This window comes from Klebsiella sp. M5al, assembly GCF_002090195.1.
GTDB lineage: Bacteria > Pseudomonadota > Gammaproteobacteria > Enterobacterales > Enterobacteriaceae > Klebsiella > Klebsiella grimontii.
In genome coordinates this window covers 5,673,060-5,697,185 of record NZ_CP020657.1, presented here as the reverse complement: position 1 = coordinate 5,697,185, position 24,126 = coordinate 5,673,060, and the positions used below count along the sequence as shown (strand labels likewise).

Sequence of the window (24,126 nt, the reverse complement as noted above, 5' to 3'; positions counted from 1 at the left end):
AAAACATGACCCTACAGCAGTGGCTATTCTCAATTAAAGGGCGGATTGGACGTCGCGACTTCTGGATCTGGATCGCTATCTGGATAGTGACCATGAGCGCGTTGTTCACGCTGGCCGGCAGTAATCTTCTTAATCTACAGACGGCGGCTTTTATTCTGGTGTGCCTGCTGTGGCCGACGGCGGCGGTGGCTATTAAACGCCTGCACGATCGGGGTAAATCCGGGCTTTGGGCGCTGCTGATGATTCTGGCGTGGATGCTGCTGGCGGGCAACTGGTCAATGCTGCCTGGGGTCTGGCAGTGGGGCGTCGGGCGGTTTATACCGACGCTGATTATCGTCATGATGCTGATCGACCTGGGCGCGTTTGTCGGCACCCAGGGCGCGAATAAGTTTGGTAAAGAGACGCTGGACGTGCGCTGGAAAGCGGAATCCTGATTACCAGTAGTGTTCGGCGGTCATATGACCCGGTCGGCGACGCAGGTGCTTGCTCATCTGCCGGGTCTCTTTCAGCAACTGCTGAGTGTCGCGCACCATCTGCGGGTTACCGCACAGCATAACGTGGCTGCTCTCGGCGTTCATCGGCAGGCCGACGGCCTCTTCCAGCGCGCCGGTTTCAATCAGGAACGGGATGCGCCCCGTGAGCATGCCCGGCGCGGTTTCCCGGCTCACGACCGACTGGATGCGCAGCTTGCCCGCATAGCGCGCTTCCAGCGCCTGCATCTGCGGCAGATAGCTGAGATCGGCGGCATATCGCGCGGCGTGCACCAGTACCAGGTTTTCAAAACGATCCAGGTCTTTCCCTTCTTCGAGAATCGACAGGTACGGGCCAATCGCCGTGCCGGTAGCGAGCATCCATAGCGTGTCGCAATCCGGTACCTCTTCCAGGACGAAGAAACCGGCGGCTTCGCTGACAATCTGCACTTCGTCGCCCGGCTTCAGTGCCGCCAGCCGTGGGCTGAGCTTGCCCTCCGGAACCGTCACCAGGTAGAACTCAAGATCGGGATTGCCGGGGGCGTTGACGTAGGAATACGCGCGCTGCACGCGTTCACCGTCAATGTCCAGGCCCAGCTTGGCAAACTGACCTGCAGTAAACGGCGCAACCGGTGCGTGAACGGTGAGGCTAAACAGCGCATCCGTCCAGTTTTGAACTTTTACGACTTTGCCTGTAACCCAGTTTGCCATAGCGTCTCTCCTCTCAATCCTGTTAGCGTATCTTCACCGCGACGAAAGCAGATTTCCAGCCCGAAAAGGCTGGAAAGCTCTATTGATCAAATGTTTTACAGGATGTGCAGCTGGATATCCGGATCTTTGCGATCGAGATAATGAATCGACTGAATACGGCGAATTGTGCGGGATTTGCCGCGGATCAGCAGGGTTTCGGTGGTGGCCATATTGCCTTTACGGGTGATACCGTCCAGCAGATCGCCTTTGGTGATGCCGGTCGCCGAGAAAACGACGTTGTCGCTGCGCGCCATATCGTCCAGGCGCAGCACTTTGCCGGCTTCAATGCCCATTGCTTTGCAGCGTTCCAGCTCGTTTTCGCCGATGCGGCGGTTCTCTTCGCTGTCGCCCTTCACGTGGTGACGCGCCAGCAGACGGCCGTTCATATCGCCGTCCAGCGCGCGGATCACCGCTGCGGAAACGACGCCTTCCGGCGCGCCGCCGATACCGTACATAACGTCAACTTCGCTGTCCGGCATGCAGGTCAGAATAGAGGCGGCAACGTCGCCGTCGGGGATGGCGAACACGCGCACGCCCAGCTTTTGCAGCTCAACAATGACGTCGTCATGGCGCGGCTTGGCTAAGATGGTGACCGTTAATTCGCTCAGCGGCTTATTCAGCGCGCGGGCGATGTTATGCAGGTTCTCCGCCAGCGGCAGGTTCATATCGATGGTACCTTTCGCCCCCGGGCCGACAATCAGCTTTTCCATGTACATATCCGGCGCGTTCAGGAAGCAGCCCTTATCGCCTACCGCCATGACCGCCAGCGCGTTGGCCTGGCCCATCGCCGTCATGCGGGTGCCTTCGATGGGATCGACGGCGATATCTACCGCATCGCCGTGGCCGGTACCGACGCGCTCGCCGATGTACAGCATCGGCGCTTCGTCGATTTCGCCTTCGCCAATCACAATGGTGCCGTCGATGTTGATCAGGTTGAGCATAATGCGCATGGCGTTGACGGCGGCGCCGTCGGCGGTGTTTTTATCACCACGGCCTAACCACTTGTAGCCTGCCAGCGCGGCGGCTTCGGTGACGCGCGAAAATTCGATGGCCAGTTCTCGTTTCATAATCCACTCATCTGAATAAAAATTATGCGCAGCGTGGCGAGATGACGTTCGCGCTACGCGTTGGAATAGCGTTCGGTTTCCGGCATCCAGCGCTCAATCAGCGCCTGGGCCTGCTGGGGATAGCGTTCGTGAATATGGCGGGCGATGCGCTGAACTTCCGGGATCATGGCCTGATCGCGCAGTAAGTCCGCGACTTTAAATTCTGCGTTGCCGGTCTGGCGGGTGCCGAGCAGCTCGCCGGGACCGCGAATTTCCAGGTCTTTCTGAGCGATGACGAAACCGTCGTTGCTGTCGCGCAGAACCTGCAGGCGCTTCTGGGCGGTTTTTGACAGCGGCGATTTATAGAGCAGCACGCAGTGGGAGGCTACCGCGCCGCGCCCGACGCGGCCTCTGAGCTGGTGCAGCTGCGCCAGGCCCAGACGCTCCGGGTTTTCGATGATCATCAGACTGGAGTTGGGCACATCCACGCCGACTTCAATCACCGTGGTGGCGACCAGTAGATGCAGCTCGCCCTGCTTGAACGCGCTCATCACCGCCTGCTTCTCGGCGGACTTCATGCGCCCGTGCACCAGGCCGATATTCAGCTCCGGCAGCGCGAGCTTCAGCTCTTCCCAGGTGGCTTCCGCCGCCTGGGCTTCCAGCAGATCCGACTCTTCAATCAGCGTACAGACCCAGTAGGCCTGACGACCTTCGTGGGTGCAGGCGTTACGCACGCGGTCGATAATATCGCTGCGTCGGGTATCCGGAATGGCCACCGTGGTGACCGGCGTACGGCCCGGCGGCAGTTCATCGATGACCGAGGTGTCGAGGTCGGCATAAGCGGTCATCGCCAAGGTACGCGGAATCGGTGTGGCGGTCATAATCAGCTGGTGCGGATGAAAACCCTGCTGTTGGCCTTTTTCCCACAGCGCCAGCCGCTGATGGACGCCAAAACGGTGCTGTTCATCGATAATTACCAACGCGAGGCCGTTAAACTGGACCTGCTCCTGAAAGATGGCGTGGGTCCCGACAATCATCTGCACCTGTCCGCTGGCGATAGCCTGCTGCTGCGCCTGGCGCGCTTTGCCTTTTTGTTTGCCCGCCAGCCAGCCCACCTCAACGCCCAGCGGTTCGAACCAGCTGCGGAAGTTATTGGCGTGCTGTTCAGCCAGCAGCTCGGTCGGCGCCATCAGCGCCACCTGTTTGCCGTGGGCGATGGCGCGCAGGGCGGCAAGCGCGGCAACCAGGGTTTTACCGGAGCCCACGTCCCCCTGCACCAGACGCATCATCGGCACGTCCAGCGCCATATCGCGCTCGATTTCAGCCGTGACGCGCGCCTGCGCGCCGGTCGGCGTAAAGGGGAGGGAGGCCAGCAGCTTGTCTTTTAACGTGTCGTTAGCGCTAAGCGCGAGGGCGTGATAGCGCTGGGCGCCTGCCCGCAGCGCCAGCATGCTGAGGTTATGCGCCAGCAGCTCTTCCAGAATTAAGCGCCGCTGGGCCGGATGTTTACCGCTTTCCAGCTCGCTAAGCTGTAGCGTGGGCGGCGGGCGATGCAGGGTGCGTAAGGCGTCCGGCAGGCTCATCATCCCCTGGGCCAGCTCCGGCGGCAGCAGCTCGGCGATCGCGCAGGTTTCAAGCAGCTCCAGCGCCTGGTCGGTGAGCTTGCGCAGCGTAGCCTGCTTGATGCCTTCGGTGGTGGGATAAACCGGGGTCAGCGTTTCCTGTAAATCAGGCGTACTCATATCGCCCTGAACCCGATATTCCGGGTGGATCATCTCCGCTCCGTGCTTACCGCGCTTCGCTTCGCCGTAGGCCAGCACGCGGCGCCCGGTTGCCAGACTGTTTTTCATCGCCGCGCTGAAGTTAAAAAAGCGCATGGTGAGGATGCCGGAGCCGTCGCTTATCTGGCAGGTCATCATCCGGCGGCCGCCGAAAGTGATATTGCAGTTGAGAACTTCGCCTTCAACGGTGGCGTAAACGCCGGGCAGCAGTTCGCCGATTTGATACAGATGGGTGCGGTCTTCGTAGCGTAGCGGCAGGTGCAGAAGCAGATCCTGCACTGTGTGAAGGCCGATTTTCGCCAGTTTACTGCTCTGGGCCGCGCCTACGCCCGTCAGGGAGTTGAGCGGCACCGCATCCAGCAGACGGCCCTGCATGATTACTTCGCCGCCTGCATGGTGGCCCACCACGCGGCATCGGCTTCGACTTCGCCCTGCTCGTTGACGTGGGGGTAGGGAAGACCTTTGCGTTTTGCGACCCTCGCCAGCACCGGATAGCCGCCTTCAAACAGCAGACGCTGTTGGTCTTCTTCCGGCAGCATGCTGTTTTCGCGCTGGTACATGCCGGCGTTCTGCCGCTGGCGCTGGGCTTCGTAGAGGATAAGCGCCGAGGCGACGGAAACGTTCAGCGACTGCACCATGCCAGTCATCGGAATGATGATGTCCTGGTCCGCCAGGTCTAACGCTTCCTGCGTAATGCCGGTTTTCTCCTGCCCCATCAGGATACAGGTAGGGCGGGTATAGTCGATTTCACGGAAATCAACGGCTTTATCAGAGAGATGGGTCGCCAGGATCTGCATGCCCTGGCCTTTTAAATGCGTGACGGCCTCGCCAATAGTACGGTGGGTTTTAACCTGCACCCAGCTATTGCTGCCGGCCGCCGCAGAGGCCATGGTACGCATATGGCTACCCGGCCAGATAGCGTGCACTTCATGCACGCCAACGGCGTCGGCCGTACGAATGACCGCAGAGACGTTATGAGGTTTGTGGACCTGCTCCATGCAGACCGTCAGGTCAGGCTGACGCCTGGCGAGCATCTCGCAGATACGCGCATAACGCTGTGAATTCATAATACTAGTTTCGGTTACGGGTGACTTTTATCACATCCGGCATGACGCGAATTTTGCGCATAATATTCGCCAGATGTACGCGATCGCGTGCGGTGAGGCGAATAAAGGCGCTATAAACGCGGCCATCTTTCTCTTCCGTATTCAGGCTTTGGATATTGGAAGAGGCGGTGTTGATCGCGGCGGTAAGATTCGCCAGGGCACCCTGATGGTTGAACATGTCCACCTTGATTTCGGTGATAAATTCCTGCGCCGTCTCTTTGTCCCACTCGACCGCCATAAATTTCTCCGGCTCTTTCTGATAGCCGCGAATGTTACGACAGGACTCATGGTGGATGACCAGGCCTTTGCCAGGACTGACGTGCGCAATAATCGGGTCGCCGGGGATCGGACGGCAGCATTTGGCAAAGGTGATCAGCACGCCATCTGCGCCTTTAATCGGCAGATGGTTATGGCCGATAGGCGCCGGCTGTACAGGCACGGCGGTAGTTTCACCCTGCTGCAGGTTTTTTGCCACCACGACGCTCATGGCGTTGCCGAGGCCGATTTCGGCCAGCAGATCGTCAAGGGTTGTCAGCTTCATGCGCTCAAGTTCACGCTGAATATTCTCTGGCGGAATCTCCGCCAGCTTACGGCTACCGCCGAGGGCGTGGTTGAGCAGGCGGCGTCCGAGGCTAACGGAATCGTCGCGCTTGAGGTTTTTCAGCAGCTGGCGAATTTTGGCGCGCGCTTTCGAGCTGACGACAAAGTTCAGCCACGCGGCGTTCGGGCGTGCGCCCGGCGCGGTGATGATTTCCACCGTCTGGCCGCTGGAGAGCGACTGCGACAGCGGATACGGCTGGCGGTCGACGCGCGCGCCGACGCAGGCATGGCCGATATCGGTATGCACCGCGTAGGCGAAATCCACCGGCGTCGCGCCAGCGGGCAGTTCGACAATGCGCCCTTCCGGGGTGAAAACGTAAATCTCATCCGGGAACAGATCGGATTTCACGCTCTCAATAAATTCAAATGAACTACCGGCGCTCTGTTGAAGCTCCAGCAGGCTCTGCATCCAGCGCTGGGCGCGGATTTGCGCGGTGGTGCTGCTCTCGCCGCCGTGCTCTTTATAAGCCCAGTGCGCCGCCACCCCCATTTCCGCCATCTGGTCCATGTCTTCGGTACGAATTTGTACCTCAACCGGGACGCCGTGCGGGCCGATCATCGAGGTGTGCAAAGATTGATAGCCGTTCGCCTTTGGAATGGCAATGTAGTCTTTGACGCGACCCGGACGCGGCTTGTAAAGGCTATGCATCTGGCCAAGCACGCGGTAGCAGGTGTCGGAATCATGGACGATGACGCGGAAGGCGTAGATATCCATAATCGAGTGAAAGCGCTGCTCTTTGAGCACCATCTTGCAGTAGATGGAGTACAAATGCTTTTCACGACCGCTTACTCGACAGGGAATTCCCGCTTCCTGCAGGCGCCCTTCGATTTCGGAGAGGATTTTTTGAATCATCTCTTTACGGTTGCCGCGTGCCGCTTTAACTACCTCTTTAATAACGCGGTAGCGGTTAGGATACAGCGCCTCAAAGCCCAGCTCTTCGAGCTCGGTTTTGATGTGATGAATACCTAAACGGTGCGCCAGAGGGCTGTAGATTTCCAGCGTTTCGCGGGCAATGCGGCGGCGCTTATCCGGGCGCAATGAGCCCAGCGTGCGCATGTTGTGGGTGCGGTCAGCAAGCTTGATAAGGATGACGCGGATATCCTGCACCATCGCCATAATCATTTTGCGAAAGTTTTCGGCCTGGGCCTCTTTCTTGTCGCGAAACTTAAGCTTATCAAGTTTTGACACCCCCTCTACCAGTTCAGCAACGCTTTTACCAAAAAGCTGCTCCATGTCCTGGTAGGTGGCGGGGGTATCTTCTATCACATCGTGCAGCAGAGCGGCCATCAGCGTTTCGTGGTCGAGTTTCATCTCGGCCAGGATACAGGCTACCGCTACCGGGTGCGTGATATAGGGTTCACCGCTTGAACGTGTCTGGCCCTCGTGAGCGTCACGTGCAACGAGATAAGCCTGCCGAAGACGTTTAATTTGCTCTTCGGGCAGGTAATTTTGAATCAGCTGATTCAGGCTTTCAAACAGATACAAGGGCGACCCGCAGTGTGATTAACGACGACCTTCAGCAATAGCGGTAACGGCTTGTAATTCAGCGGCTTCCTGCTCTTGCTGTTCCTGGCGCTCACGAACGTCGAGGATCTTGTTGTTGATCAGACCTTCTTCGATTTCGCGCAGTGCGATAACGGTAGTTTTATCGTTTTCTTCCGGTACCAGCGGATCCTTTCCGCCTACCTGCATCTGACGAGCGCGACGCGCGGCGACCAGTACCAGGTCAAAACGGTTACCAATTTTCTCTACAGCGTCCTGAACAGTTACGCGTGCCATACTTAAAATGCTCCACAGGTGAAGAAATGACTGGGCATAATACTGAATGTGGGTTCAGTCTGCCAACAGTTTGGTGATTAAAGCGCCATGTCGCTGCTTTTGGCGGCTCATGCGCAGACGTTCGGCGCGAATAATAATTTTCAGATCGCTCAGCGCGGTATCAAAATCATCATTCACAATCAGGTAATCATATTCCGCGTAATGGCTCATTTCTGCAACTGCCTGCGCCATACGTTTCGCGATAACCTCTTCGCTGTCCTGACCGCGGCCGCGCAGGCGACGATCAAGCTCATCTTTTGACGGCGGCAGAATAAAAATGCTGCGCGCGCCGGGCATTCTGTTGCGGATTTGCTGCGCGCCCTGCCAGTCAATATCGAGGAAGACATCGACGCCGGTCGCCAGTACCTGCTCGATAGTTTCGCGCGAGGTGCCGTAATAGTTGCCAAAGACTTCTGCATGTTCAAGAAAAGCGTCTCTGCCAATCATCGTCCTGAATTCGTCGTGATTCACAAAGAAATAGTGTTCACCGTGCACTTCACCCGGGCGCGGAGCGCGTGTGGTATGCGAAACAGAAACCTGAGAGTCGTACAACGGTTGGGTTTTTAATAAAGCCTGAATCAGGCTGGATTTACCCGCGCCGCTAGGGGCGGAAACAATATAAAGCGTGCCTTGAGCCATGAGTGTCTTTTGTATGTGGTGGTCGAAATAGAGCTTACATACGAGCCTATTATACACGGCGGCGCAGCGTGACGCAGTCCCTGTCACACTTTTTGCGTTCTTTCTTTCATTTTGCTTGCCGTTTCCCTGATTTCTCCGGGCGTTGCAGAAACAACACAGAAAAGCCGGAAGCCTGCTCGCAGCGTTAAAAATCCCCTCTCGCCGATGAAAATAAGCCTGCGGCACAATCCCCGGTGAGAAAACAGGAGGGCATCGCGATGCAAAAAGGAGTCTGGGCGCTGGTGCTGTGGATGCTGGTGGGATACGGGCAGGCAGCCTGCCCCGCGTGGCCGCAGGCCAAGGCTGAACAGGAAATGGAACGTCTCGGTCAGCGGATAACGGAATGGAATAACGCCTACTGGCAGCAGGGGAGCAGTACGGTAAGCGATGAAGTCTATGACCAGCTTGCGGCGCGGCTGGCATACTGGCAGCGCTGCTTCACCGGCGAGACTCCCGCTCACTCTGCGCTTCCGCCGCTAAGGGGGGATACCAGACATCCGGTGGCGCACACCGGCGTGCGTAAACTGGCGAATCAAGCCGACGTGGCGCGCTGGATGCGTGGCCAGTCCGGCCTGTGGGTACAGCCGAAAGTCGATGGCGTCGCGATCACGCTGGTGTATCGGCAGGGGCGTTTGACGCAGGCCATAAGCCGGGGTAACGGCCTGACCGGGGAAGACTGGACGGCCAGGGTCTTGCAGATCCCCTCAATTCCTAAAACCTCTGACGGCGTACTGGCGAATAGCGTGCTGCAGGGTGAGCTGTTCCTGCTCCGCGAGGGGCATGTACAAAAGCGAATGGGCGGCATGAACGCGCGGTCAAAAGTAGCCGGCATGATGATGCGCCAGGAGGCGCAAGCGGAACTTGATAGGCTGGGCATCTTTATCTGGGCGTGGCCCGATGGTCCAGAGGATATGGAACAGCGGCTGGCGCTGCTGCGGCAGGGCGGCTTTCTTTACAGCACGCTTTTTTCGCATCCGGTCGCGGATGCGCAGCAGGTTGAACGATGGCGCCAGCGTTGGTTGACTTCACCGCTGCCTTTTGCCACCGATGGCGTTGTGGTGCGGCGGGCAAAAGAGTCCGCCGGGCGTTACTGGGCGCCGGGTCAGGGCGATTGGGTTATCGCCTGGAAATACCCGCCTGCCTCGCGGGTTATGGAGGTTCGCGGTATCAGCTTTAGCGTCGGGCGCAGCGGTAAAATAGCCGTGGTGGCGCTCCTGGAGCCGCAGCTGCTGGACGATAAGCGCGTGCAGCGGGTGAACGTCGGCTCGGTATCCCGCTGGTACAATCTGGACATCGGTGTTGGCGATCAGCTGCAAATCAGCCTTGCCGGGCAGGGGATACCGCGCATCGATTCGGTCGTCTGGCGCACGGCTCAGCGTAATAAACCCCAGCCACCGGCGGCGCGTTTCAATGCCTTAACCTGCTACTTCGCCACCCCCGAGTGCGCGGAGCAGTTTCTCTCGCGGCTGGTCTGGCTCTCATCCCGATCGGTTCTCGATATTGACGGCGCGGGGGAAGCGCTATGGCGAACTCTGCACGATGCCCGCAGCATGGAGCATCTCTTTTCATGGCTGGCGTTTACGCCGGAGCGGCTGCAATCCATCCCGGGCATCTCTGCGCAGCGCGGGCAGCGGCTGTGGCATCAGTTTAACCTTGCGCGCGAACGGCCTTTCCTGCGCTGGATACAAGCAATCGGCGTGCCCATACCGAAGATGGCATTTGCCGGGCTGAAGGAGGATGACTGGCGACGGATGCAGGATCGCAACGAAGAGCAGTGGCGACGCCTGCCGGGTATCGGAGCAGAACGAGCGCGGCAGCTGGTGACGTTCTTACATCATCCGGATGTTGCCGCGCTAGCGAAGTGGCTGAGTGGGCAACGCGTTCCGGGATTCTGAAAGCACTAATGTGCGCTATGGTTGTAATTAAATACCGGCAGGCCCAGCTTCCAGCGCAGCGCCAGCATGCGGGCGGTAAAGCCGAACAGCAGGGTGGAGATAACCACCACATCGTGATTGCTGACGTAATGCTGGAGCGCGATATAAAGCACCGCGGCGGCGAATGATACCCCGGCGTACAGCTCTTTCTGGAACACCAGCGGGATGCGCTTGCAGAACATATCGCGCAGCACGCCGCCAAAAACGCCGGTGATCACAGCGGCAATGGAGGCGATGACCGGGCCCTGGCCCATATCCAGCGCGATCTGGGCGCCAATGATAGAGAACACGATCAGGCCGAGCGCATCAAGCACCAGGAACAAGCGTCGCAGATGCGGCATCACCGGGGCGGCAATCGTGGTCAGGACCGCGGCCACGGCAACAATAATGACGTACTCGGGGTGTTGTACCCAGCCAAGCGGATAGTGGCCAAGCAGAATATCGCGCACCGAACCGCCTCCGAGGGCCGTCGCGGTAGCGATGATAATGACGCCAAACGTATCCATACGGCGGCGCCCGGCAGCCAGCGCGCCGGTCATGGCTTCCGCCGTAATCCCAATCAGATAAAGAATATGAAGCAGCATAAATCCCCCACGGTGATGGCGGAAGGTTAACGATTTGTGCTCAGGATCACGATTGAGTTTTTCTAAAGTGAATGTCTTTAACCAGATTTATGTAATGTTTGTATTGCCTATGTATCCTGTTTTTAAACGTTAATATGTCATTTTATTATTTAATATAGATTAGAAAAAGTAATGATGAAGGCGCTGGCGTACATCTCTAGCGAATACGTAATGAATACCTAATGTTTAATTCCCGACCTTTATCCTTTTATTTTCCTCCTTCAGGGCCTGAGAAAATGACTGCAGCCGCTGGCAATAAAAACTCTTTCACCCGCCTGATTGCCGTTGTGCTGACGGGGATACTGGCCGGTCTGTCAGGTATGGTTCTGGCGCTGATTTTACACGCGATTCAGCACCTGGCTTTTGGCTACAGCCCTGGGCAGATCGTGAGCGCGGAGTCGTTTCTACAGGGCGTCACGGATTCCTCCTGGCCTCGTCGCATCTCGGCCATTGTGGCGGGGGGAGCCATCGCCGGGTTCGGCTGGTGGCTGCTTGGACGCTATGGGCAGAAGCGGGTTTCAATTGCGGCGGCGGTGGCTAACCCTTCCGTGCCAATGCCTGCGGGTACCACAACGATTCATGCTCTGTTGCAGATCGTCACCGTGGCGCTGGGCTCTCCGCTTGGTCGCGAAGTGGCTCCCCGGGAAATGGGCGCGCTGGGGGCGGGGATGGTGGCGCGTAAGCTGGGGCTGACGGCGGATGAAACCCGAACGCTGGTTGCCTGCGGCGCCGGTGCGGGCCTGGCGGCGGTGTATAACGTCCCGCTGGCCGGTGCGTTATTCAGCCTTGAGGTCATGCTGCTGTCGTTTAGCTGGGAAAAAACGCTGGCGGCGATTATCACCTCGGCGATTGCCGCGTGGACGGCAACGCTCGGGTTAGGCGATGAATCGCAATACCATTTTGCTTCCGACATCCTGCCGCATTCATTTGTCTGGTGGGCGGTTATCACCGGCCCCATTCTTGGCGCCGGGGCCTGGCTCTTTCGCAAAGCGACCAGCACGGCGCGTTCGCACGTCCGAAGTAACTGGCAGATGCCGGTTTTCTGTCTGCTGGCGTTTTCCCTGCTCGCCGTCCTCAGCCTCTATTTCCCTGAGCTTCCGGGAAACGGTAAAGGGCCTATGCAGCTGGCTCTCAACGATGAACTGGGTTTCCCCGGGGCGGCGATGCTGCTGGCGCTAAAAATGGTGGTGATTCTGGCGGTGCTGCGCGGCGGCGCGGAAGGCGGCCTGCTGACGCCTGGGCTGGCGGTCGGCGGCATGACCAGCCTGCTGCTGTGCATGCTCTGGCAACAGCTGCTTCCCGGGGGAGATTGCGCCAGTTTTGCTCTCGTCGGCGCGGCGGCGTTCCTCGCTGCATCCATGCAAATGCCGCTAACGGCGGTGGCGCTGGTGATGGAGTTCACCCACATGGATCACAGCTATCTGGCTCCCACGCTGCTGTGCGCCGCAGGGGCGTTTTTAACCTGCCGGATGCTGGATAAAAACTATTTCTTCTGAAACGCAGCGAAAATAAAAGGCCATGATTTACCATGGCCTTTTGTCCGAACGTGATGTGGCGGGCGGGAAACCGTTACTCGATGTTCTGGATCTGCTCGCGCATTTGTTCGATAAGCACTTTCAGCTCAATGGCGGAGTTCGTCACTTCAGCATTGATAGATTTAGACGCCAGGGTGTTCGACTCGCGGTTGAACTCCTGCATCATAAAGTCGAGGCGGCGACCGACCGCTTCTTTCTTCTTCAGGATATTCCACGTCTCTTTCACGTGCGCTTCCAGACGATCCAGTTCTTCGGCGACGTCTATACGCTGCGCCATCAGCACCAGCTCCTGCTCGAGGCGGTTGTTTTCCAACTGCACTTCCGCATCTTCCAGCTTGGCAACCAGACGCTCGCGCTGCCACTGTAAAATTTCCGGCATATGGGCGCGCACTTTAGCCACTTCGGCCGTCACGCCGTCGAGACGCTGTTCGATCAGCGCTTTCAGCGCCTGGCCTTCGGTTTCGCGGGCGACGATAAAGTCATCCAGCGCGCCGTTCAACGCGCCCAGGATTTCGGCGGTAATAGCGTCCAGATCCTGCTCATGAGCCGACATTACGCCAGGCCAGCGCAGAATATCGACCGGATTGATTTCGCCTTCGTCGCTCTGCATTTTGACCCAGTTGGCGGCGTTAACCAGCTGCTTTGCCAGTTTTTCGTTGAGGATCAGCTCGCCCTGCGCGCTCGGGTCTTGCTCAAAACGCAGGGTACATTCGACTTTACCGCGGGTCAGACGGGAACGAATACGTTCACGCACCACGGGCTCCAGGCTACGGAACTGCTCCGGCAGGCGGAAGTAGGTTTCCAGATATCGTTGGTTTACCGAGCGCAGTTCCCACGCGGCGCTACCCCATTCACCCTTGATTTCACGCCGGGCGTAGGCGGTCATACTGCGGATCATAGACGTTCCTGTTTTTAAAGGAGAGTGGGGTGGATTATAGCTTTCGAGGCCTTATCAGGATAGGAATAAGCGCGCATTATCCGTATAATGCGCAGCCACATTCGTTTCAAGCCGGAGAACACCATGCGTCCAGCAGGCCGTAGCGCTAATCAAGTGCGCCCAGTAACCCTGACCCGTAACTACACAAAACACGCAGAAGGCTCCGTGCTGGTCGAATTTGGTGACACGAAAGTATTGTGCACCGCTTCTATTGATGAAGGCGTGCCGCGCTTTCTGAAAGGCCAGGGCCAGGGGTGGATCACCGCGGAATACGGCATGCTGCCGCGTTCTACCCACACTCGCAACGCGCGTGAAGCCGCAAAAGGTAAGCAGGGCGGGCGCACCATGGAAATCCAGCGCCTGATCGCGCGCGCGCTGCGCGCTGCAGTTGACCTGAAAGCGCTGGGTGAATTCACTATCACGCTGGACTGCGACGTACTGCAGGCCGACGGCGGCACTCGCACCGCATCGATCACCGGAGCCTGCGTGGCGCTGGCCGATGCGCTCAATAAGCTGGTTGCGGCCGGTAAGCTGAAAACCAACCCGATGAAAGGGATGGTGGCGGCGGTCTCCGTAGGCATCGTGAATGGCGAAGCGATTTGCGATCTGGAATACGTTGAGGATTCCGCGGCGGAAACCGATATGAACGTGGTGATGACCGAAGATGGTCGCATCATCGAGGTGCAGGGAACGGCGGAAGGCGAGCCGTTCACTCATGAAGAACTCCTCACCCTGCTGGCACTGGCCCGGGGGGGTATCGAATCCATTGTCACGACGCAGAAAGCGGCGTTGCAAAACTAGTTTTTAAGGCGACTGAGAAGTCGCCTTTTTTTTGTCCGTAGAAAAGTAAGATGAGGAGCGAATCCATGAAACCGTATCAGCGCCAGTTTATTGAGTTTGCGCTTAACAAGCAGGTACTTAAGTTTGGCGAGTTTACGCTGAAATCCGGGCGCAAGAGCCCCTATTTCTTCAACGCCGGCCTGTTTAATACCGGGCGCGATCTGGCTCTGTTAGGCCGTTTTTACGCCGAAGCGCTGGTGGATTCCGGGATTGATTTTGACCTGCTGTTCGGCCCGGCCTACAAAGGTATTCCGATTGCCACGACCACGGCGGTCGCGCTGGCGGAACACCATGACCGCGATCTGCCTTACTGCTTTAACCGTAAAGAGGCGAAAACCCACGGCGAGGGCGGAAATCTGGTGGGAAGCGCTCTGCAGGGCCGCGTGATGCTGGTGGATGATGTTATCACCGCAGGCACCGCGATTCGGGAATCGATGGAAATTATCCAGGCCAACGGCGCGGAGCTGGCCGGCGTGCTGATTTCTCTTGACCGTCAGGAGCGCGGGCGCGGCGAAATCTCCGCGATTCAGGAAGTTGAGCGCGACTACGGCTGTAAAGTGATTTCCATCGTGACGCTGAAAGACCTGATTAGCTATCTGGAAGAGAAGCCGGAAATGGCTGAACACCTGGCGTCAGTTCGCGCCTATCGCGAAGCGTACGGCGTATAAACCGCGGCCCGGCAGGCGCCGGGCTGATTTAAGCCGCTACGCTAAGAGCTGCAGGATATCAACGCGGATAAAGTTCCTGTGGGAAGAGATGCAGCCTTTCTGGCTGCATAGAGACAGGCGATAATTACTTCAGCTGGGCGGCGACCAGCGGCCAGCGGGCGTCAAAATCGTCCGTCGGGCGATATTTAAACTCGCTGCGCACAAAGCGCGACAGCATCCCTTCGCAGAAGGCCAATAGCTGGCTGGCCAGCAGGGCCTCATCGACGGTAAAGCCTTCGCCTTCGCGCATTTTCTTTTCCCGCATCACCTGACGCAGCTGAACTTCAATACGCTCGAACAGCTGATTGATACGGCCCTGAAGCCGGTCCTGTTCAAACATCAGCGCATGGCCGGTCAGAATTCGTGTCAGCCCAGGATTACGCTCGCCAAACCCAAGAATCAACAGAACAATCAGCCGCAGGCGCGCTGAGGTGTCTTTTTCATCTTTTAAAATCAAATTGATGCGCGTAATCAGGCTGTCTTCAATAAATTCAATCAGGCTATCAAACATGCGGGTCTTGCTCGGGAAATGCCGATACAGAGCCGCTTCGGATACGCCAACGGACGCCGCCAGTTTCGCTGTGGTAATGCGCTGACTCCCATCGCTGGATTCAAGCATTAGCGCCAGAGATTGAAGTATTTCTTCGCGACGATTCCTTTTCGCAGTTTGTTTTTCTGCCATGTTTTAAAATACCCCTGAAAAAGCACTTGTCAGGCAGGCACCCACAAAGCGACCGCAAGCTGTGGCCTGCGGTGATGTTATTGCATTAGTGCGCTTTGCGATGCTGGTTCCACTTCATCCTTCAGGCTGCCCTTTTGTCGGCGACGCCCCGAAAGATTTTTTCTATCGCCGGGCTTATTGACGCCCTGAGTGACCGAAGCCGCCTTCGCCGCGATCGGTGGCGTCAAAATCTTCCACCAGGTTAAATTCCGCCTGCACAACAGGCACAAACACCATTTGCGCGATACGCTCGCCGGGTTCGATGATGAAGCTCTGCTGGCTGCGGTTCCAGACGGAAACCATCAACTGGCCCTGATAGTCAGAATCAATCAAACCGACCAGATTACCCAGTACGACACCGTGCTTATGGCCCAGCCCGGAGCGCGGGAGAATGACCGCGGCCAGAGAAGGATCGGCAATATGAATCGCCAGGCCGGTCGGCACGAGAGTGGTTGCGCCGGGAGCCAGCTCTACGGCGTCATCGAGACAGGCTCGCAGGTCAAGTCCGGCGGAGCCGGAGGTGGCATAGGTCGGCAGCGGAAATTGCTGACCAACGCGCGGGTCCAGAATCTTAACGTCGATTTTTTTCATCATAACGGGTAACGATCTCGTCGAGTAATAATTGGCCCAGGAGTTCCTTGCGCTCAAGTGGTAAGCGCTTATCTCCCTCCTGCCAGAAAAGGTGTAATGCATTGCTGTCGCTGTTAAATCCTTGATTTGGCTGTGAAACATCATTGGCGCAAATCAGATCAAGATTTTTGCGGGCTCGCTTTTGCCGTGCGTATTCTTCCACATTATTTGTTTCGGCGGCAAACCCAACGACGTAAGGGCGGTTGGCCTTAAGCGCAGCGACCCCTGCGACGATATCCGGATTTTTAACCATTTTCAGGGTTAATTCATCACCTTGTTTTTTAATTTTTTCTTCGGCGATGGCGACCGCACGGTAGTCGGCGACTGCCGCACAGCCAATAAAAATCTGCTGTTGAGACGCGCTATTTTGCACCGCGGCTTCCATTTCCAGCGCTGTGGTGACATCAATTCTGTGTACAAACGGCGGCGTAGGCAGCGAAACCGGGCCGCTCACCAGCGTAACGTTCGCACCGCGACGCGCGGCGGCGGCGGCAATCGCGAAGCCCATCTTACCAGAACTGTGGTTGGTGATATAACGCACCGGATCCAGCGGCTCGCGGGTGGGGCCCGCGGTAATCATGATGTTCAGATGTTGCAAATCTTTGACAGGAGAGAAATGCTGCGCGGCCATATCCACAATGGTCAGCGGGTCGAGCATCCGCCCTGGGCCAATATCGCCGCAGGCCTGGCTGCCGCTGTCCGGGCCCCATACCAGCAGGCCGCGGGCGGCGATGACGCCAAGATTATGCTGGGTGGCGGCGGCGCGATACATCTGCTGGTTCATGGCGGGCACGACGGCGACCGGTGACGGCGTAGCGAGACAGATCGTCGAGACGAGATCGTTGGCCATGCCTGCCGCGATGCGGGCGATTAAGTCGGCGGTGGCGGGGGCAAGAATGACCAGATCAGCCCATTTCCCCAGCTCAATATGGCCCATCGCCGCTTCGGCGGCCGGGTCGAGCAGGCTGTCGGATACCGGATAACCGGACACCGCCTGTAAGCTTAACGGCGTAATGAAGGCTTTTGCGGCTTCCGTCATGGCGACGCGGACATCCGCGCCGCGGTCACGCAGGCGGCGCACCAGTTCCGGCGTTTTATAGGCGGCAATGCCGCCGCTCACGCCAAGAACGATCTTTTTACCAGCCAGACTCATCATGATTTTTTCCTGTTGCGGTACACCAGAATTCGCGCATCTTATCACAATCCTCACGGCATCGTGTGCCTGGTAGAGATTCACTTTGCGAGGCGCCACGCAGGGATAAAACTTGCGTATCGGCGGCGCAAAAAGGCTGTGCCAGGATAGCGCGGAGTAGGAAGGAGAGGCCGCGATGGAAATACAAGAATCCCTGATGCCGAGGGAAAAGATGCAGCGCTACGGTATCGAAGTTTTGTCGGATATTGAACTGTTGGCGCTATTTTTACGTACCGGTACCCGCACGCAGGATGTGATGACGTTTTCGCGCGAGTTGCTGCAGCGTTTTGGCTCGCTGTACGGCCTGTTATCGGCGGAGGAGTCGCAGTTTGCCGAGGTGGAAGGCATTGGCCTGGCGAAATATGCGCAGCTAAAAGGGATCGCTGAACTGGCGCGACGCTATTTTAGTCTGCGAATGACCGAAGAACCCTCGCTGGTTACCCCATCGATGACGCGAGAATTTCTGCAAAGCCAGCTGGCCGACGAAGAGCGCGAGATCTTCATGGTGATCTTTTTAGACAATCAGAATCGGGTATTGAAACATAGCCGACTTTTTTCTGGTACTCTTAGCCACGTTGAGGTGCATCCGCGAGAAATCGTACGCGAAGCCATCAAAGTGAACGCCGCAGCGGTGATCCTGGCACATAATCATCCATCCGGTAGTCCTGAGCCGAGCAAGGCCGACAGGTTGATTACCGAAAGAGTGATAAAATGTTGTCGATTCATGGATATACGTGTGCTGGATCACCTTGTTATTGGCCGCGGAGCGTACGTATCTTTCGCTGAACGCGGCTGGATTTAGCCCCGATCGCGCGATCCATCGGGATCTTTGTCTGTTCGGGACTTGAGCACATCGCCGAGTCAGCGTATACTACGCCACCTTTGAGAATCTCGGGTTTGGCATTTGGGCCTGGCAATCGAGAGTTCGCTTAGAACTGCGATGACCGGGCTGTAAAGCCTGACGAGGCGCCAATACCCCATACGAAGCTCGAGCTAATTTGATTTTTGGAGAATAGACATGTCCCGAGTCTGCCAAGTTACTGGCAAGCGTCCGGTGACCGGTAACAACCGTTCCCACGCACTGAACGCGACTAAACGCCGTTTCCTGCCGAACCTGCACTCTCACCGTTTCTGGGTTGAGAGCGAGAAGCGTTTTGTCACCCTGCGCGTATCTGCTAAAGGTATGCGTGTTATTGATAAGAAAGGCATCGATACAGTTCTGTCCGAACTGCGTGCCCGTGGCGAAAAGTACTAAGTACTTAGAGGAAATAAATCATGGCTAAAGGTATTCGTGAGAAAATCAAGCTGGTTTCTTCTGCTGGTACTGGTCACTTCTATACCACCACGAAGAACAAGCGTACTAAGCCGGAAAAACTGGAACTGAAAAAGTTCGATCCAGTTGTCCGTCAGCACGTTTTATACAAAGAAGCTAAAATCAAATAATTTTAGACTCCTTGTACAGAAAAACCCCGCCCCGGCGGGGTTTTTTGTTTTCGCTTTACACTCATCCTGCCTCCGAAATATATCCCGCTCTTCTTTTTTATTGATAATCATTAACCATATGAATGAATTGGTTTTTCTTGTCTTACCAGCATGGGGTGTTTATCCTGCCGGTACAGAAAACCACCGACAGGGATTGTTATGACGTCTTTAATTCCGGATGTTTCATTTATCGATAATAGTGAACAGCGTACGCCTTTGATTTTAGTCCTTGACTGCTCAGGCAGCATGGACGGCCAGCCAATCGCCCAGCTAAATCAGGGGCTCAAGCTGCTGGAAGAAGAACTCAAGCATGATGTGATAGCCGCCAAACGCGTTCGCCTGCTGGTGATTAAATATGGCGGTTACGACGAGTGTCAGCTGTACGGCGACTGGTGCGATGCGATGGATTTCACCGCACCTGTTCTTGAAGCCAACGGCTTAACGCCTACCGGGCAGGCCGTCAGCATGGCGTTAAGTGAAATTGAAGCTGAAAAGCAGCGCCTGAAAGCAGCTGGCGTACCCTATACCCGGCCATGGCTGTTTTTGATGTCGGACGGCGCGCCAACGGATAACTGGCAGACGGCGGCCCAGGAGTGCCGCGAGGCGCAGGCGGCGAATAAGGTTGCCGTATTCCCGATAAGCGTGGGTAGCGAGGCTTCCGAATCGATGGGTCACTTCAGTCGTAGCGGTATAAACGGCGTGAAGCAGCTAAAAGGTTTGCAGTTCCGCGAGCTGTTCCTCTGGCTGAGCGCCAGCATGCAGGTAGTTTCGCAGTCTACCCCTGGCGGTAAAGCACAGCTGCCGCCGACGGATAGCTGGTCAGAAATTTCGGTCTGACGCGATGAACTGGCGCGTTTACGCTTCGTCGGTCATTGGCAGCAGCCACCGACAAAATAACCTTCCTTGTCAGGATGCCTTTTGCTACCGCAATTTGGGCGATCGTCTGGTCGCCGCCGTATGCGACGGCGCAGGCTCAGCCGCTTATAGCGAACAGGGTGCGGTTTTAGTCGCCCGAGAGCTGGCCGAACGGCTGGCGAAATTCACCGCCGCGCCTGATGAACAGCAGCTGGCGACGCTGATAGCGAGCGTGCGTGAGGTCGTTCTGCTGGCGGCGCAGGAGCGAGGGCTTTCCGCAGGCGATTTTGCCTGTACCGTTGTGGCCGCATGGCTCGGGGAAACCGCCTCAGTGGTGCTGCATATCGGTGATGGCGTCGCGGAGTTGAGCATCGACGCTGAGCAGCACTTCTCGTTACCTGAAAACGGTGAATACGCCAACCAGACCTGGTTTCTCACCAGCCACGACTGGCGCGAACATTTACGCATCCGTCAGTTTGCTGGCAGAGCCACGCAACTGGTGATGATGTCCGACGGCGTGCAGCCGTTTGCGCTAAACCAGCGCGGCGATGCGCTATTCTCCCCCTTTATGGACCCTGTTTTGCGTTATTTGCCGCAGGTCTCTGAGGTTGAAGGGAGTGAGGCGATACGCGCCACGCTTGACGACCCGCGCACCTGGGCGATAACCGGCGATGATAAGACGCTTCTGGTAGCTCTGCGTAATGAAGCATAAAAAAGCCCCTGGGTGTTATAACGAGCAACGTCGCGCGGTACGCCTGGGAAAACTGATTAAGAGCGGCGGCGCTGGCAGCGTCTATTTTCTGGCGGATGACCCTTCCCGCGTCGCGAAAATCTATCATCCCAATATCGATACCGGCTATTACCAGCGCAAGCTTAGCGCCATGCTTGCGCAGCGCCCGGAAATCCCCGCGCCTGCTGACGGTGAAGCGATCGTCCAACTGGCGTGGCCTGACTATTTGCTCTTCGACGAGCGCAAGCGGGTTATTGGCTTTGTTATGCCGGTGCTCGATACCCGGCGCACTATTGAGCTGGAGTATATTTTGCAGTCGCGGCAGGCGAAGGCGCAGAATCTGCCGGAGGGGATTGGCGCCAAAGTGAGCCTGGCCTGCAACCTCGCCACCCTGGTCTCGGCGTTACACGCGCGCCAGCACCGGGTTATCGACATGAAGCCGGTCAACCTGCGTTTTTATCGCGACAGCCTGTACATCGCGCTGCTTGACTGCGATGGCTTTAGCATCCAGGGCGAGGGCGAGCGTTTCCCGGCCGGGCAGTTCACGCCGGATTACCTGGCGCCTGAGTTCCAGCGCATTGGCCAGGTGCCGGGCGAACAGGAAGAGGCTCAGGACCGCTTCTCGCTGGCGGTGATTATTTTCCAGTTGCTCAACCACGGCATTCATCCCTATAGCGGCCGCGCGCAGGCGGCAAAAGTGCCTGATGATTTACCCGGTCGCATCGCCGCCGGTTGCTACGCCTACGGCATCAATGCCGCAAAGAATATCTCTCCGGTACCGGCCAGTACCCATCACCTGCTGCCCGCTGGGCTACGCAAGCTATTCGATCGCGCCTTTAGCGATTCGCCTGCCCAACGTCCTTCCGCCGATGAATGGGCGAAGATCCTGCGTCCTTATGCGCTACGCAGTACGCAAAAAATTGTTCTCTGTAGTAAGAAACACCAGCATTTCGCCGGGATGCCGTGCCTGGTCTGCGCACGTGAAAAACAGGTTGTTGAGGGCGTAAAACAGGCGAAGCAGCATAAGCGGACACAAACCGTTAGTCCAAAGCCTGCGCCCGCAAAGCGGCAGCCTCGCGTGGCGCCAGCCGCTGCGGTACCTCGTCAGCCAACTGGGCCGGGGCCGTTAACGCTGCTGTGGCGCAATATGCGCAGCAAAGTTCCTGCATTTGTTTGGCATGGCGCGCTGGCTGTGATTAGCACGCTGGTGATGGCCATATTAGCGCGTAATTTTACCCAACTGAGCGGTCCCTGGCATGCCTGGTACGATAATGCGGCGTTAATCCTGATTTTTGTCTGGATAGCCGTGATGGGGCTGCTGGCGATTCTTCGGAGTAAGCCATAAATGATTACGCCGAAGTTAAAACACCTGCTGGTCATCTTGTCTTTGATTGCGCTTTTTGTCGCGCCGAATATGGTGCTCTTTCTCTGGTCTGCACCCTTTATGTTGGTGGATAAGCTTTCGCTTTTACCGGCGGCGCTGAATGCTCCCCAGCGTTTATTGCTCTACGGCCTGTGGCTAGGGGGAACTCTCTACTTTTCCGCCCTGATGTGGGTGGCGATTACCCGGCGCAATAAAGGCTATCTGATTGCTGCCGTGGCGCAGATTGTTTTTGTTATCGGTATCACCTTATTCAATGTCCCAATTGGCGAGCAAAACCAGCGGCGCTGGCAGAGTATGAATCAGCTGGCATCGCCCGCCTGGGCGGATTTTCTCTATGACCGTCATGCCCGTTTTATTCAGATAATCCTGCGTGGGGAACCGTTTAATCAGCACAAGATTGTCGAGCAATTTATCGCGCAGAAAAAGCCATTAGCGGAGCTGCCGCTTGGCTGGAGTGAAAAAGATGCCGCCGCCGCGGATGCGCTCTGGCAGCAGGCACTGGGCTATCGCGAACAAGAAGCGAAAGCATTACCCAAAATAACGGATTATCTCAGCTGGATGCCGGACCGTGGCGATCTGACGCTGGCCGCGGCTATCCTGACGCTGACAACGGATGCGGACAAATCGCGGGCGGAAAGAGCCTTTCGGCAGGCAATCGCCATTGCGCCGGAAAACTCTGACGCCTGGCTGGGTTGGGCGTTAGCGCTGATCCAGTCCCGCGATAATGAGCGGGTGCGAAATTCGCAGTTTCAGGCGCTTACGCAAAGCATTACGAGCGGATTATTGATGGCGGAGGGCCTGAAGGATAGCTCGCGCCAGCCTGCGCTACAGCAGCGGTTAGCGGCGTATATCGCGCAAATGCCGTCTGACGACCGGCAAATCCTACATATTCTGCAGGCCAGAATGCAGACGCGCTCCTGTGATTTGCCATTGGACCGGTATGCAACGGAAAAAGGCGAAGGTAGCAAGGTGCTGCCTTTATCGAAATCGATCGTGTTTAAAGAAGGCCCCGTGCGTGGCATCAGCACAGTTAACGAGCACTTTCCGGGGCACGTCAGCATTGAGCCAGAAAGATATGGGATCGGCAAAGAGACGGTGCCGCCGATGCTCTACCCGGCGATAAATAAATATATCAAGTCGGCGACGACGGTACTCTCGCTGGATACAGACGCCAGCGGCGAGCTGTTAAACGTGGTGGTTGAGTGCAGCAGCGGCGTTCCCGAGTTTGATAAAGCGGCGCTCCACTACGCGCCGCAGTGGCGTTTTCACTCTAATCGGCAGGGAAAGCGCCTGCTGATGCCGGTGACCTTTATCAGCGATCGCCTGTCTCCGAATGAACACTATCGGGAAATGGAATCACGGGCGATGCGTATCTCACGGCTGGCGGCCCGGCATAATAAACTTGGAATGGAAGCCGCCGCGCAAGAGATGGCCGCTCAATTCACCCGGATGAAAGCGCTTTTTCCGCAGAAGAAACTGAGCGCGGAAGAGGCGCGCAATTTACAGCTTATCTACTTCAAAAAACGAGAAAAAACGACCAAAGGCAGAATAGAAGGTTTTACCGAAATGACCGAGGCGATGGAAGCGCTGGTCGAAACGCATCCCTACTATGCGCCGTTATTGAAGGATTTGGCGCTGAGAAAGAGCTATGTTTCCTTTGACGAGAAACGGGCGACGTGGGCGCAACTGCTGGCGCTGGCTCCGGAGGATCCGCAGGTGTGGATGGGGTGGGGCAGCCTGTGGGCCGAGCGCGATCCTGAACTGTACATCGGCGCAATGATCTACTCCCTGTTGCTACAGCCACTCGCCGAGGATACCGAGCAGAAAATAGCGAATATCAAAACTAAGCTACTGATGCGGGTTGGCATGGGCGAGCGTAATGCGATTCTTTCGGCAAAAGTGTACGCGGATTATGCTGATATCCTCGGGGAAAGAGCGAAAGGTGAAGAGACCGCAAAAGCCGGGGAAATCTTGCCGGCGAGCAAAAAGCTGGACCGCCATGAAACGCTCGTTCCCTTTGACCCGCCGGTGAGTATGACGGTTGATATCGACAAGAATGCGGTGTTGAACGCGTCTTTCTTCGGCGTTGAGTGGAAGGCGCCGCAGATGCAGGGCGATAAACGGACTGAGCTTACCGTTGATATTGATAAAAACGGCGCGCCGACGCTGGTGCTGGTGAGCAAAAGCAGCGAAGTGGAACAGTACGATGCGCGGGCGGTCGATATGCTCTGGCGCTGGAAGTTCAAACCGCAGCCCGATGGCAGGCAGATAACCATCGGCGTGAATTTTCAGCACTAGTCGCGTCG

General features: G+C 57.0%; 24 protein-coding genes. 12 read left to right on the top strand and 12 right to left on the bottom strand.

Going from position 1 to position 24,126, the window contains the following annotated elements; all coding sequences use genetic code 11:
* Positions 1 to 5 precede the first annotated feature (5 nt).
* A complete protein-coding gene (locus BWI76_RS27455) occupies positions 6 to 434 on the top strand; it encodes a DUF805 domain-containing protein (RefSeq protein WP_004137696.1) in 429 nt (142 codons plus the stop codon).
* Here the strand turns inward: BWI76_RS27455 and fpr are convergent, their stop codons facing one another.
* From fpr to gmk, 7 genes are all read right to left on the bottom strand, one after another.
* The gene (gene fpr / locus BWI76_RS27450) at positions 435 to 1,181 is read right to left on the bottom strand and encodes a ferredoxin--NADP(+) reductase (RefSeq protein ID WP_004137698.1); all 747 of its coding nucleotides are present in this window, start codon (positions 1,179 to 1,181) and stop codon (positions 435 to 437) included.
* Positions 1,182 to 1,276: 95 nt separating this feature from the next.
* Positions 1,277 to 2,287 (bottom strand): class II fructose-bisphosphatase, encoded by a 1,011-nt coding sequence (gene glpX, locus BWI76_RS27445; RefSeq protein ID WP_004137701.1) that lies wholly within the window; start codon positions 2,285 to 2,287, stop codon positions 1,277 to 1,279.
* Between the two features lie 53 nt (positions 2,288 to 2,340).
* Positions 2,341 to 4,422: an ATP-dependent DNA helicase RecG gene (gene recG / locus BWI76_RS27440; RefSeq protein WP_004137703.1), complete on the bottom strand. Its 2,082-nt coding sequence runs from the start codon at positions 4,420 to 4,422 to the stop codon at positions 2,341 to 2,343.
* Positions 4,423 to 4,424: 2 nt separating this feature from the next.
* On the bottom strand, positions 4,425 to 5,114 hold the full coding sequence (gene trmH / locus BWI76_RS27435; RefSeq protein WP_004137705.1) for a tRNA (guanosine(18)-2'-O)-methyltransferase TrmH: 690 nt from the start codon (positions 5,112 to 5,114) through the stop codon (positions 4,425 to 4,427).
* 4 nt (positions 5,115 to 5,118) lie between these two features.
* Positions 5,119 to 7,239: a bifunctional GTP diphosphokinase/guanosine-3',5'-bis pyrophosphate 3'-pyrophosphohydrolase gene (spoT, locus tag BWI76_RS27430; RefSeq protein WP_024359707.1), complete on the bottom strand. Its 2,121-nt coding sequence runs from the start codon at positions 7,237 to 7,239 to the stop codon at positions 5,119 to 5,121.
* Between the two features lie 18 nt (positions 7,240 to 7,257).
* Positions 7,258 to 7,533 carry a DNA-directed RNA polymerase subunit omega gene (gene rpoZ / locus BWI76_RS27425; RefSeq protein WP_004106927.1) on the bottom strand — a complete coding sequence of 92 codons (276 nt, stop codon included), beginning with the start codon at positions 7,531 to 7,533 and terminating at the stop codon, positions 7,258 to 7,260.
* 54 nt (positions 7,534 to 7,587) lie between these two features.
* Positions 7,588 to 8,211 carry a guanylate kinase gene (gmk, locus tag BWI76_RS27420; RefSeq protein WP_004137706.1) on the bottom strand — a complete coding sequence of 208 codons (624 nt, stop codon included), beginning with the start codon at positions 8,209 to 8,211 and terminating at the stop codon, positions 7,588 to 7,590.
* A gap of 257 nt (positions 8,212 to 8,468) precedes the next feature.
* Between gmk and ligB the strand changes: the two genes are divergently transcribed.
* On the top strand, positions 8,469 to 10,145 hold the full coding sequence (gene ligB / locus BWI76_RS27410) for an NAD-dependent DNA ligase LigB (protein ID WP_049086958.1): 1,677 nt from the start codon (positions 8,469 to 8,471) through the stop codon (positions 10,143 to 10,145).
* A 5-nt stretch (positions 10,146 to 10,150) separates the two neighbouring features.
* Here the strand turns inward: ligB and BWI76_RS27405 are convergent, their stop codons facing one another.
* A complete protein-coding gene (locus BWI76_RS27405) occupies positions 10,151 to 10,768 on the bottom strand; it encodes a trimeric intracellular cation channel family protein (protein ID WP_004126674.1) in 618 nt (205 codons plus the stop codon).
* Positions 10,769 to 11,043: 275 nt separating this feature from the next.
* Between BWI76_RS27405 and BWI76_RS27400 the strand changes: the two genes are divergently transcribed.
* Entirely contained in the window at positions 11,044 to 12,303 is a 1,260-nt protein-coding gene (locus BWI76_RS27400; protein ID WP_049086959.1) for a chloride channel protein, read from the top strand.
* 73 nt (positions 12,304 to 12,376) lie between these two features.
* On the opposite strand, the gene BWI76_RS27395 is transcribed toward BWI76_RS27400, so the two are convergent.
* Entirely contained in the window at positions 12,377 to 13,240 is an 864-nt protein-coding gene (locus BWI76_RS27395) for a YicC/YloC family endoribonuclease (RefSeq protein WP_004137708.1), read from the bottom strand.
* A gap of 123 nt (positions 13,241 to 13,363) precedes the next feature.
* Here BWI76_RS27395 and rph point away from each other — a divergent pair, with 123 nt between their 5' ends.
* Together rph and pyrE are read left to right on the top strand one after the other, a co-directional pair.
* Entirely contained in the window at positions 13,364 to 14,080 is a 717-nt protein-coding gene (gene rph / locus BWI76_RS27390; RefSeq protein WP_004106921.1) for a ribonuclease PH, read from the top strand.
* 65 nt (positions 14,081 to 14,145) lie between these two features.
* Positions 14,146 to 14,787, top strand: coding sequence for an orotate phosphoribosyltransferase (pyrE, locus tag BWI76_RS27385; RefSeq protein ID WP_004126666.1), 642 nt, complete (start codon positions 14,146 to 14,148; stop codon positions 14,785 to 14,787).
* A 124-nt stretch (positions 14,788 to 14,911) separates the two neighbouring features.
* Here the strand turns inward: pyrE and slmA are convergent, their stop codons facing one another.
* From slmA to coaBC, 3 genes are all read right to left on the bottom strand, one after another.
* Positions 14,912 to 15,508: a nucleoid occlusion factor SlmA gene (slmA, locus tag BWI76_RS27380; protein WP_004137709.1), complete on the bottom strand. Its 597-nt coding sequence runs from the start codon at positions 15,506 to 15,508 to the stop codon at positions 14,912 to 14,914.
* 174 nt (positions 15,509 to 15,682) lie between these two features.
* Entirely contained in the window at positions 15,683 to 16,141 is a 459-nt protein-coding gene (gene dut, locus BWI76_RS27375; protein WP_004126662.1) for a dUTP diphosphatase, read from the bottom strand.
* Positions 16,119 to 17,330, bottom strand: a complete 1,212-nt coding sequence (gene coaBC / locus BWI76_RS27370) for a bifunctional phosphopantothenoylcysteine decarboxylase/phosphopantothenate--cysteine ligase CoaBC (RefSeq protein WP_024359710.1) — start codon at positions 17,328 to 17,330, stop codon at positions 16,119 to 16,121. The genes dut and coaBC overlap by 23 nt, the downstream gene beginning before the upstream one ends.
* A gap of 175 nt (positions 17,331 to 17,505) precedes the next feature.
* Here coaBC and radC point away from each other — a divergent pair, with 175 nt between their 5' ends.
* The 7 genes from radC to BWI76_RS27335 all read left to right on the top strand — a co-directional run bounded on the left by radC (position 17,506) and on the right by BWI76_RS27335 (position 24,118).
* Entirely contained in the window at positions 17,506 to 18,171 is a 666-nt protein-coding gene (gene radC, locus BWI76_RS27365) for a RadC family protein (protein WP_004126657.1), read from the top strand.
* A 216-nt stretch (positions 18,172 to 18,387) separates the two neighbouring features.
* Positions 18,388 to 18,624 carry a 50S ribosomal protein L28 gene (gene rpmB, locus BWI76_RS27360; protein ID WP_002436699.1) on the top strand — a complete coding sequence of 79 codons (237 nt, stop codon included), beginning with the start codon at positions 18,388 to 18,390 and terminating at the stop codon, positions 18,622 to 18,624.
* A 20-nt stretch (positions 18,625 to 18,644) separates the two neighbouring features.
* On the top strand, positions 18,645 to 18,812 hold the full coding sequence (gene rpmG, locus BWI76_RS27355) for a 50S ribosomal protein L33 (RefSeq protein WP_003024094.1): 168 nt from the start codon (positions 18,645 to 18,647) through the stop codon (positions 18,810 to 18,812).
* Positions 18,813 to 19,010: 198 nt separating this feature from the next.
* Positions 19,011 to 19,688, top strand: a complete 678-nt coding sequence (locus tag BWI76_RS27350; RefSeq protein ID WP_004137713.1) for a vWA domain-containing protein — start codon at positions 19,011 to 19,013, stop codon at positions 19,686 to 19,688.
* Between the two features lie 4 nt (positions 19,689 to 19,692).
* Positions 19,693 to 20,418, top strand: coding sequence for a PP2C family serine/threonine-protein phosphatase (locus tag BWI76_RS27345; RefSeq protein WP_004137715.1), 726 nt, complete (start codon positions 19,693 to 19,695; stop codon positions 20,416 to 20,418).
* Positions 20,408 to 21,781 carry a hypothetical protein gene (locus tag BWI76_RS27340; protein WP_004137717.1) on the top strand — a complete coding sequence of 458 codons (1,374 nt, stop codon included), beginning with the start codon at positions 20,408 to 20,410 and terminating at the stop codon, positions 21,779 to 21,781. The genes BWI76_RS27345 and BWI76_RS27340 overlap by 11 nt, the downstream gene beginning before the upstream one ends.
* Positions 21,782 to 24,118 carry a TonB family protein gene (locus BWI76_RS27335; protein ID WP_004137719.1) on the top strand — a complete coding sequence of 779 codons (2,337 nt, stop codon included), beginning with the start codon at positions 21,782 to 21,784 and terminating at the stop codon, positions 24,116 to 24,118.
* The last annotated feature ends 8 nt before the right edge of the window (positions 24,119 to 24,126 follow it).

Excerpts from the sequence above, each read along its gene's own strand:
- gmk (WP_004137706.1), bottom strand. The coding sequence starts at position 8,211 with ATGGCTCAAGGCACGCTTTATATTGTTTCCGCCCCTAGCGGCGCGGGT.
- BWI76_RS27335 (WP_004137719.1), top strand. The coding sequence starts at position 21,782 with ATGATTACGCCGAAGTTAAAACACCTGCTGGTCATCTTGTCTTTGATT.
- recG (WP_004137703.1), bottom strand. The coding sequence starts at position 4,422 with ATGCAGGGCCGTCTGCTGGATGCGGTGCCGCTCAACTCCCTGACGGGC.
- slmA (WP_004137709.1), bottom strand. The coding sequence starts at position 15,508 with ATGGCAGAAAAACAAACTGCGAAAAGGAATCGTCGCGAAGAAATACTT.
- BWI76_RS27455 (WP_004137696.1), top strand. The coding sequence starts at position 6 with ATGACCCTACAGCAGTGGCTATTCTCAATTAAAGGGCGGATTGGACGT.
- pyrE (WP_004126666.1), top strand. The coding sequence starts at position 14,146 with ATGAAACCGTATCAGCGCCAGTTTATTGAGTTTGCGCTTAACAAGCAG.
- BWI76_RS27400 (WP_049086959.1), top strand. The coding sequence starts at position 11,044 with ATGACTGCAGCCGCTGGCAATAAAAACTCTTTCACCCGCCTGATTGCC.
- rpoZ (WP_004106927.1), bottom strand. The coding sequence starts at position 7,533 with ATGGCACGCGTAACTGTTCAGGACGCTGTAGAGAAAATTGGTAACCGT.
- BWI76_RS27340 (WP_004137717.1), top strand. The coding sequence starts at position 20,408 with ATGAAGCATAAAAAAGCCCCTGGGTGTTATAACGAGCAACGTCGCGCG.
- rpmG (WP_003024094.1), top strand. The coding sequence starts at position 18,645 with ATGGCTAAAGGTATTCGTGAGAAAATCAAGCTGGTTTCTTCTGCTGGT.
- rph (WP_004106921.1), top strand. The coding sequence starts at position 13,364 with ATGCGTCCAGCAGGCCGTAGCGCTAATCAAGTGCGCCCAGTAACCCTG.
- glpX (WP_004137701.1), bottom strand. The coding sequence starts at position 2,287 with ATGAAACGAGAACTGGCCATCGAATTTTCGCGCGTCACCGAAGCCGCC.
- dut (WP_004126662.1), bottom strand. The coding sequence starts at position 16,141 with ATGATGAAAAAAATCGACGTTAAGATTCTGGACCCGCGCGTTGGTCAG.
- BWI76_RS27350 (WP_004137713.1), top strand. The coding sequence starts at position 19,011 with ATGACGTCTTTAATTCCGGATGTTTCATTTATCGATAATAGTGAACAG.
- ligB (WP_049086958.1), top strand. The coding sequence starts at position 8,469 with ATGCAAAAAGGAGTCTGGGCGCTGGTGCTGTGGATGCTGGTGGGATAC.
- BWI76_RS27395 (WP_004137708.1), bottom strand. The coding sequence starts at position 13,240 with ATGATCCGCAGTATGACCGCCTACGCCCGGCGTGAAATCAAGGGTGAA.
- coaBC (WP_024359710.1), bottom strand. The coding sequence starts at position 17,330 with ATGAGTCTGGCTGGTAAAAAGATCGTTCTTGGCGTGAGCGGCGGCATT.
- fpr (WP_004137698.1), bottom strand. The coding sequence starts at position 1,181 with ATGGCAAACTGGGTTACAGGCAAAGTCGTAAAAGTTCAAAACTGGACG.
- radC (WP_004126657.1), top strand. The coding sequence starts at position 17,506 with ATGGAAATACAAGAATCCCTGATGCCGAGGGAAAAGATGCAGCGCTAC.
- BWI76_RS27405 (WP_004126674.1), bottom strand. The coding sequence starts at position 10,768 with ATGCTGCTTCATATTCTTTATCTGATTGGGATTACGGCGGAAGCCATG.
- trmH (WP_004137705.1), bottom strand. The coding sequence starts at position 5,114 with ATGAATTCACAGCGTTATGCGCGTATCTGCGAGATGCTCGCCAGGCGT.
- BWI76_RS27345 (WP_004137715.1), top strand. The coding sequence starts at position 19,693 with ATGAACTGGCGCGTTTACGCTTCGTCGGTCATTGGCAGCAGCCACCGA.
- rpmB (WP_002436699.1), top strand. The coding sequence starts at position 18,388 with ATGTCCCGAGTCTGCCAAGTTACTGGCAAGCGTCCGGTGACCGGTAAC.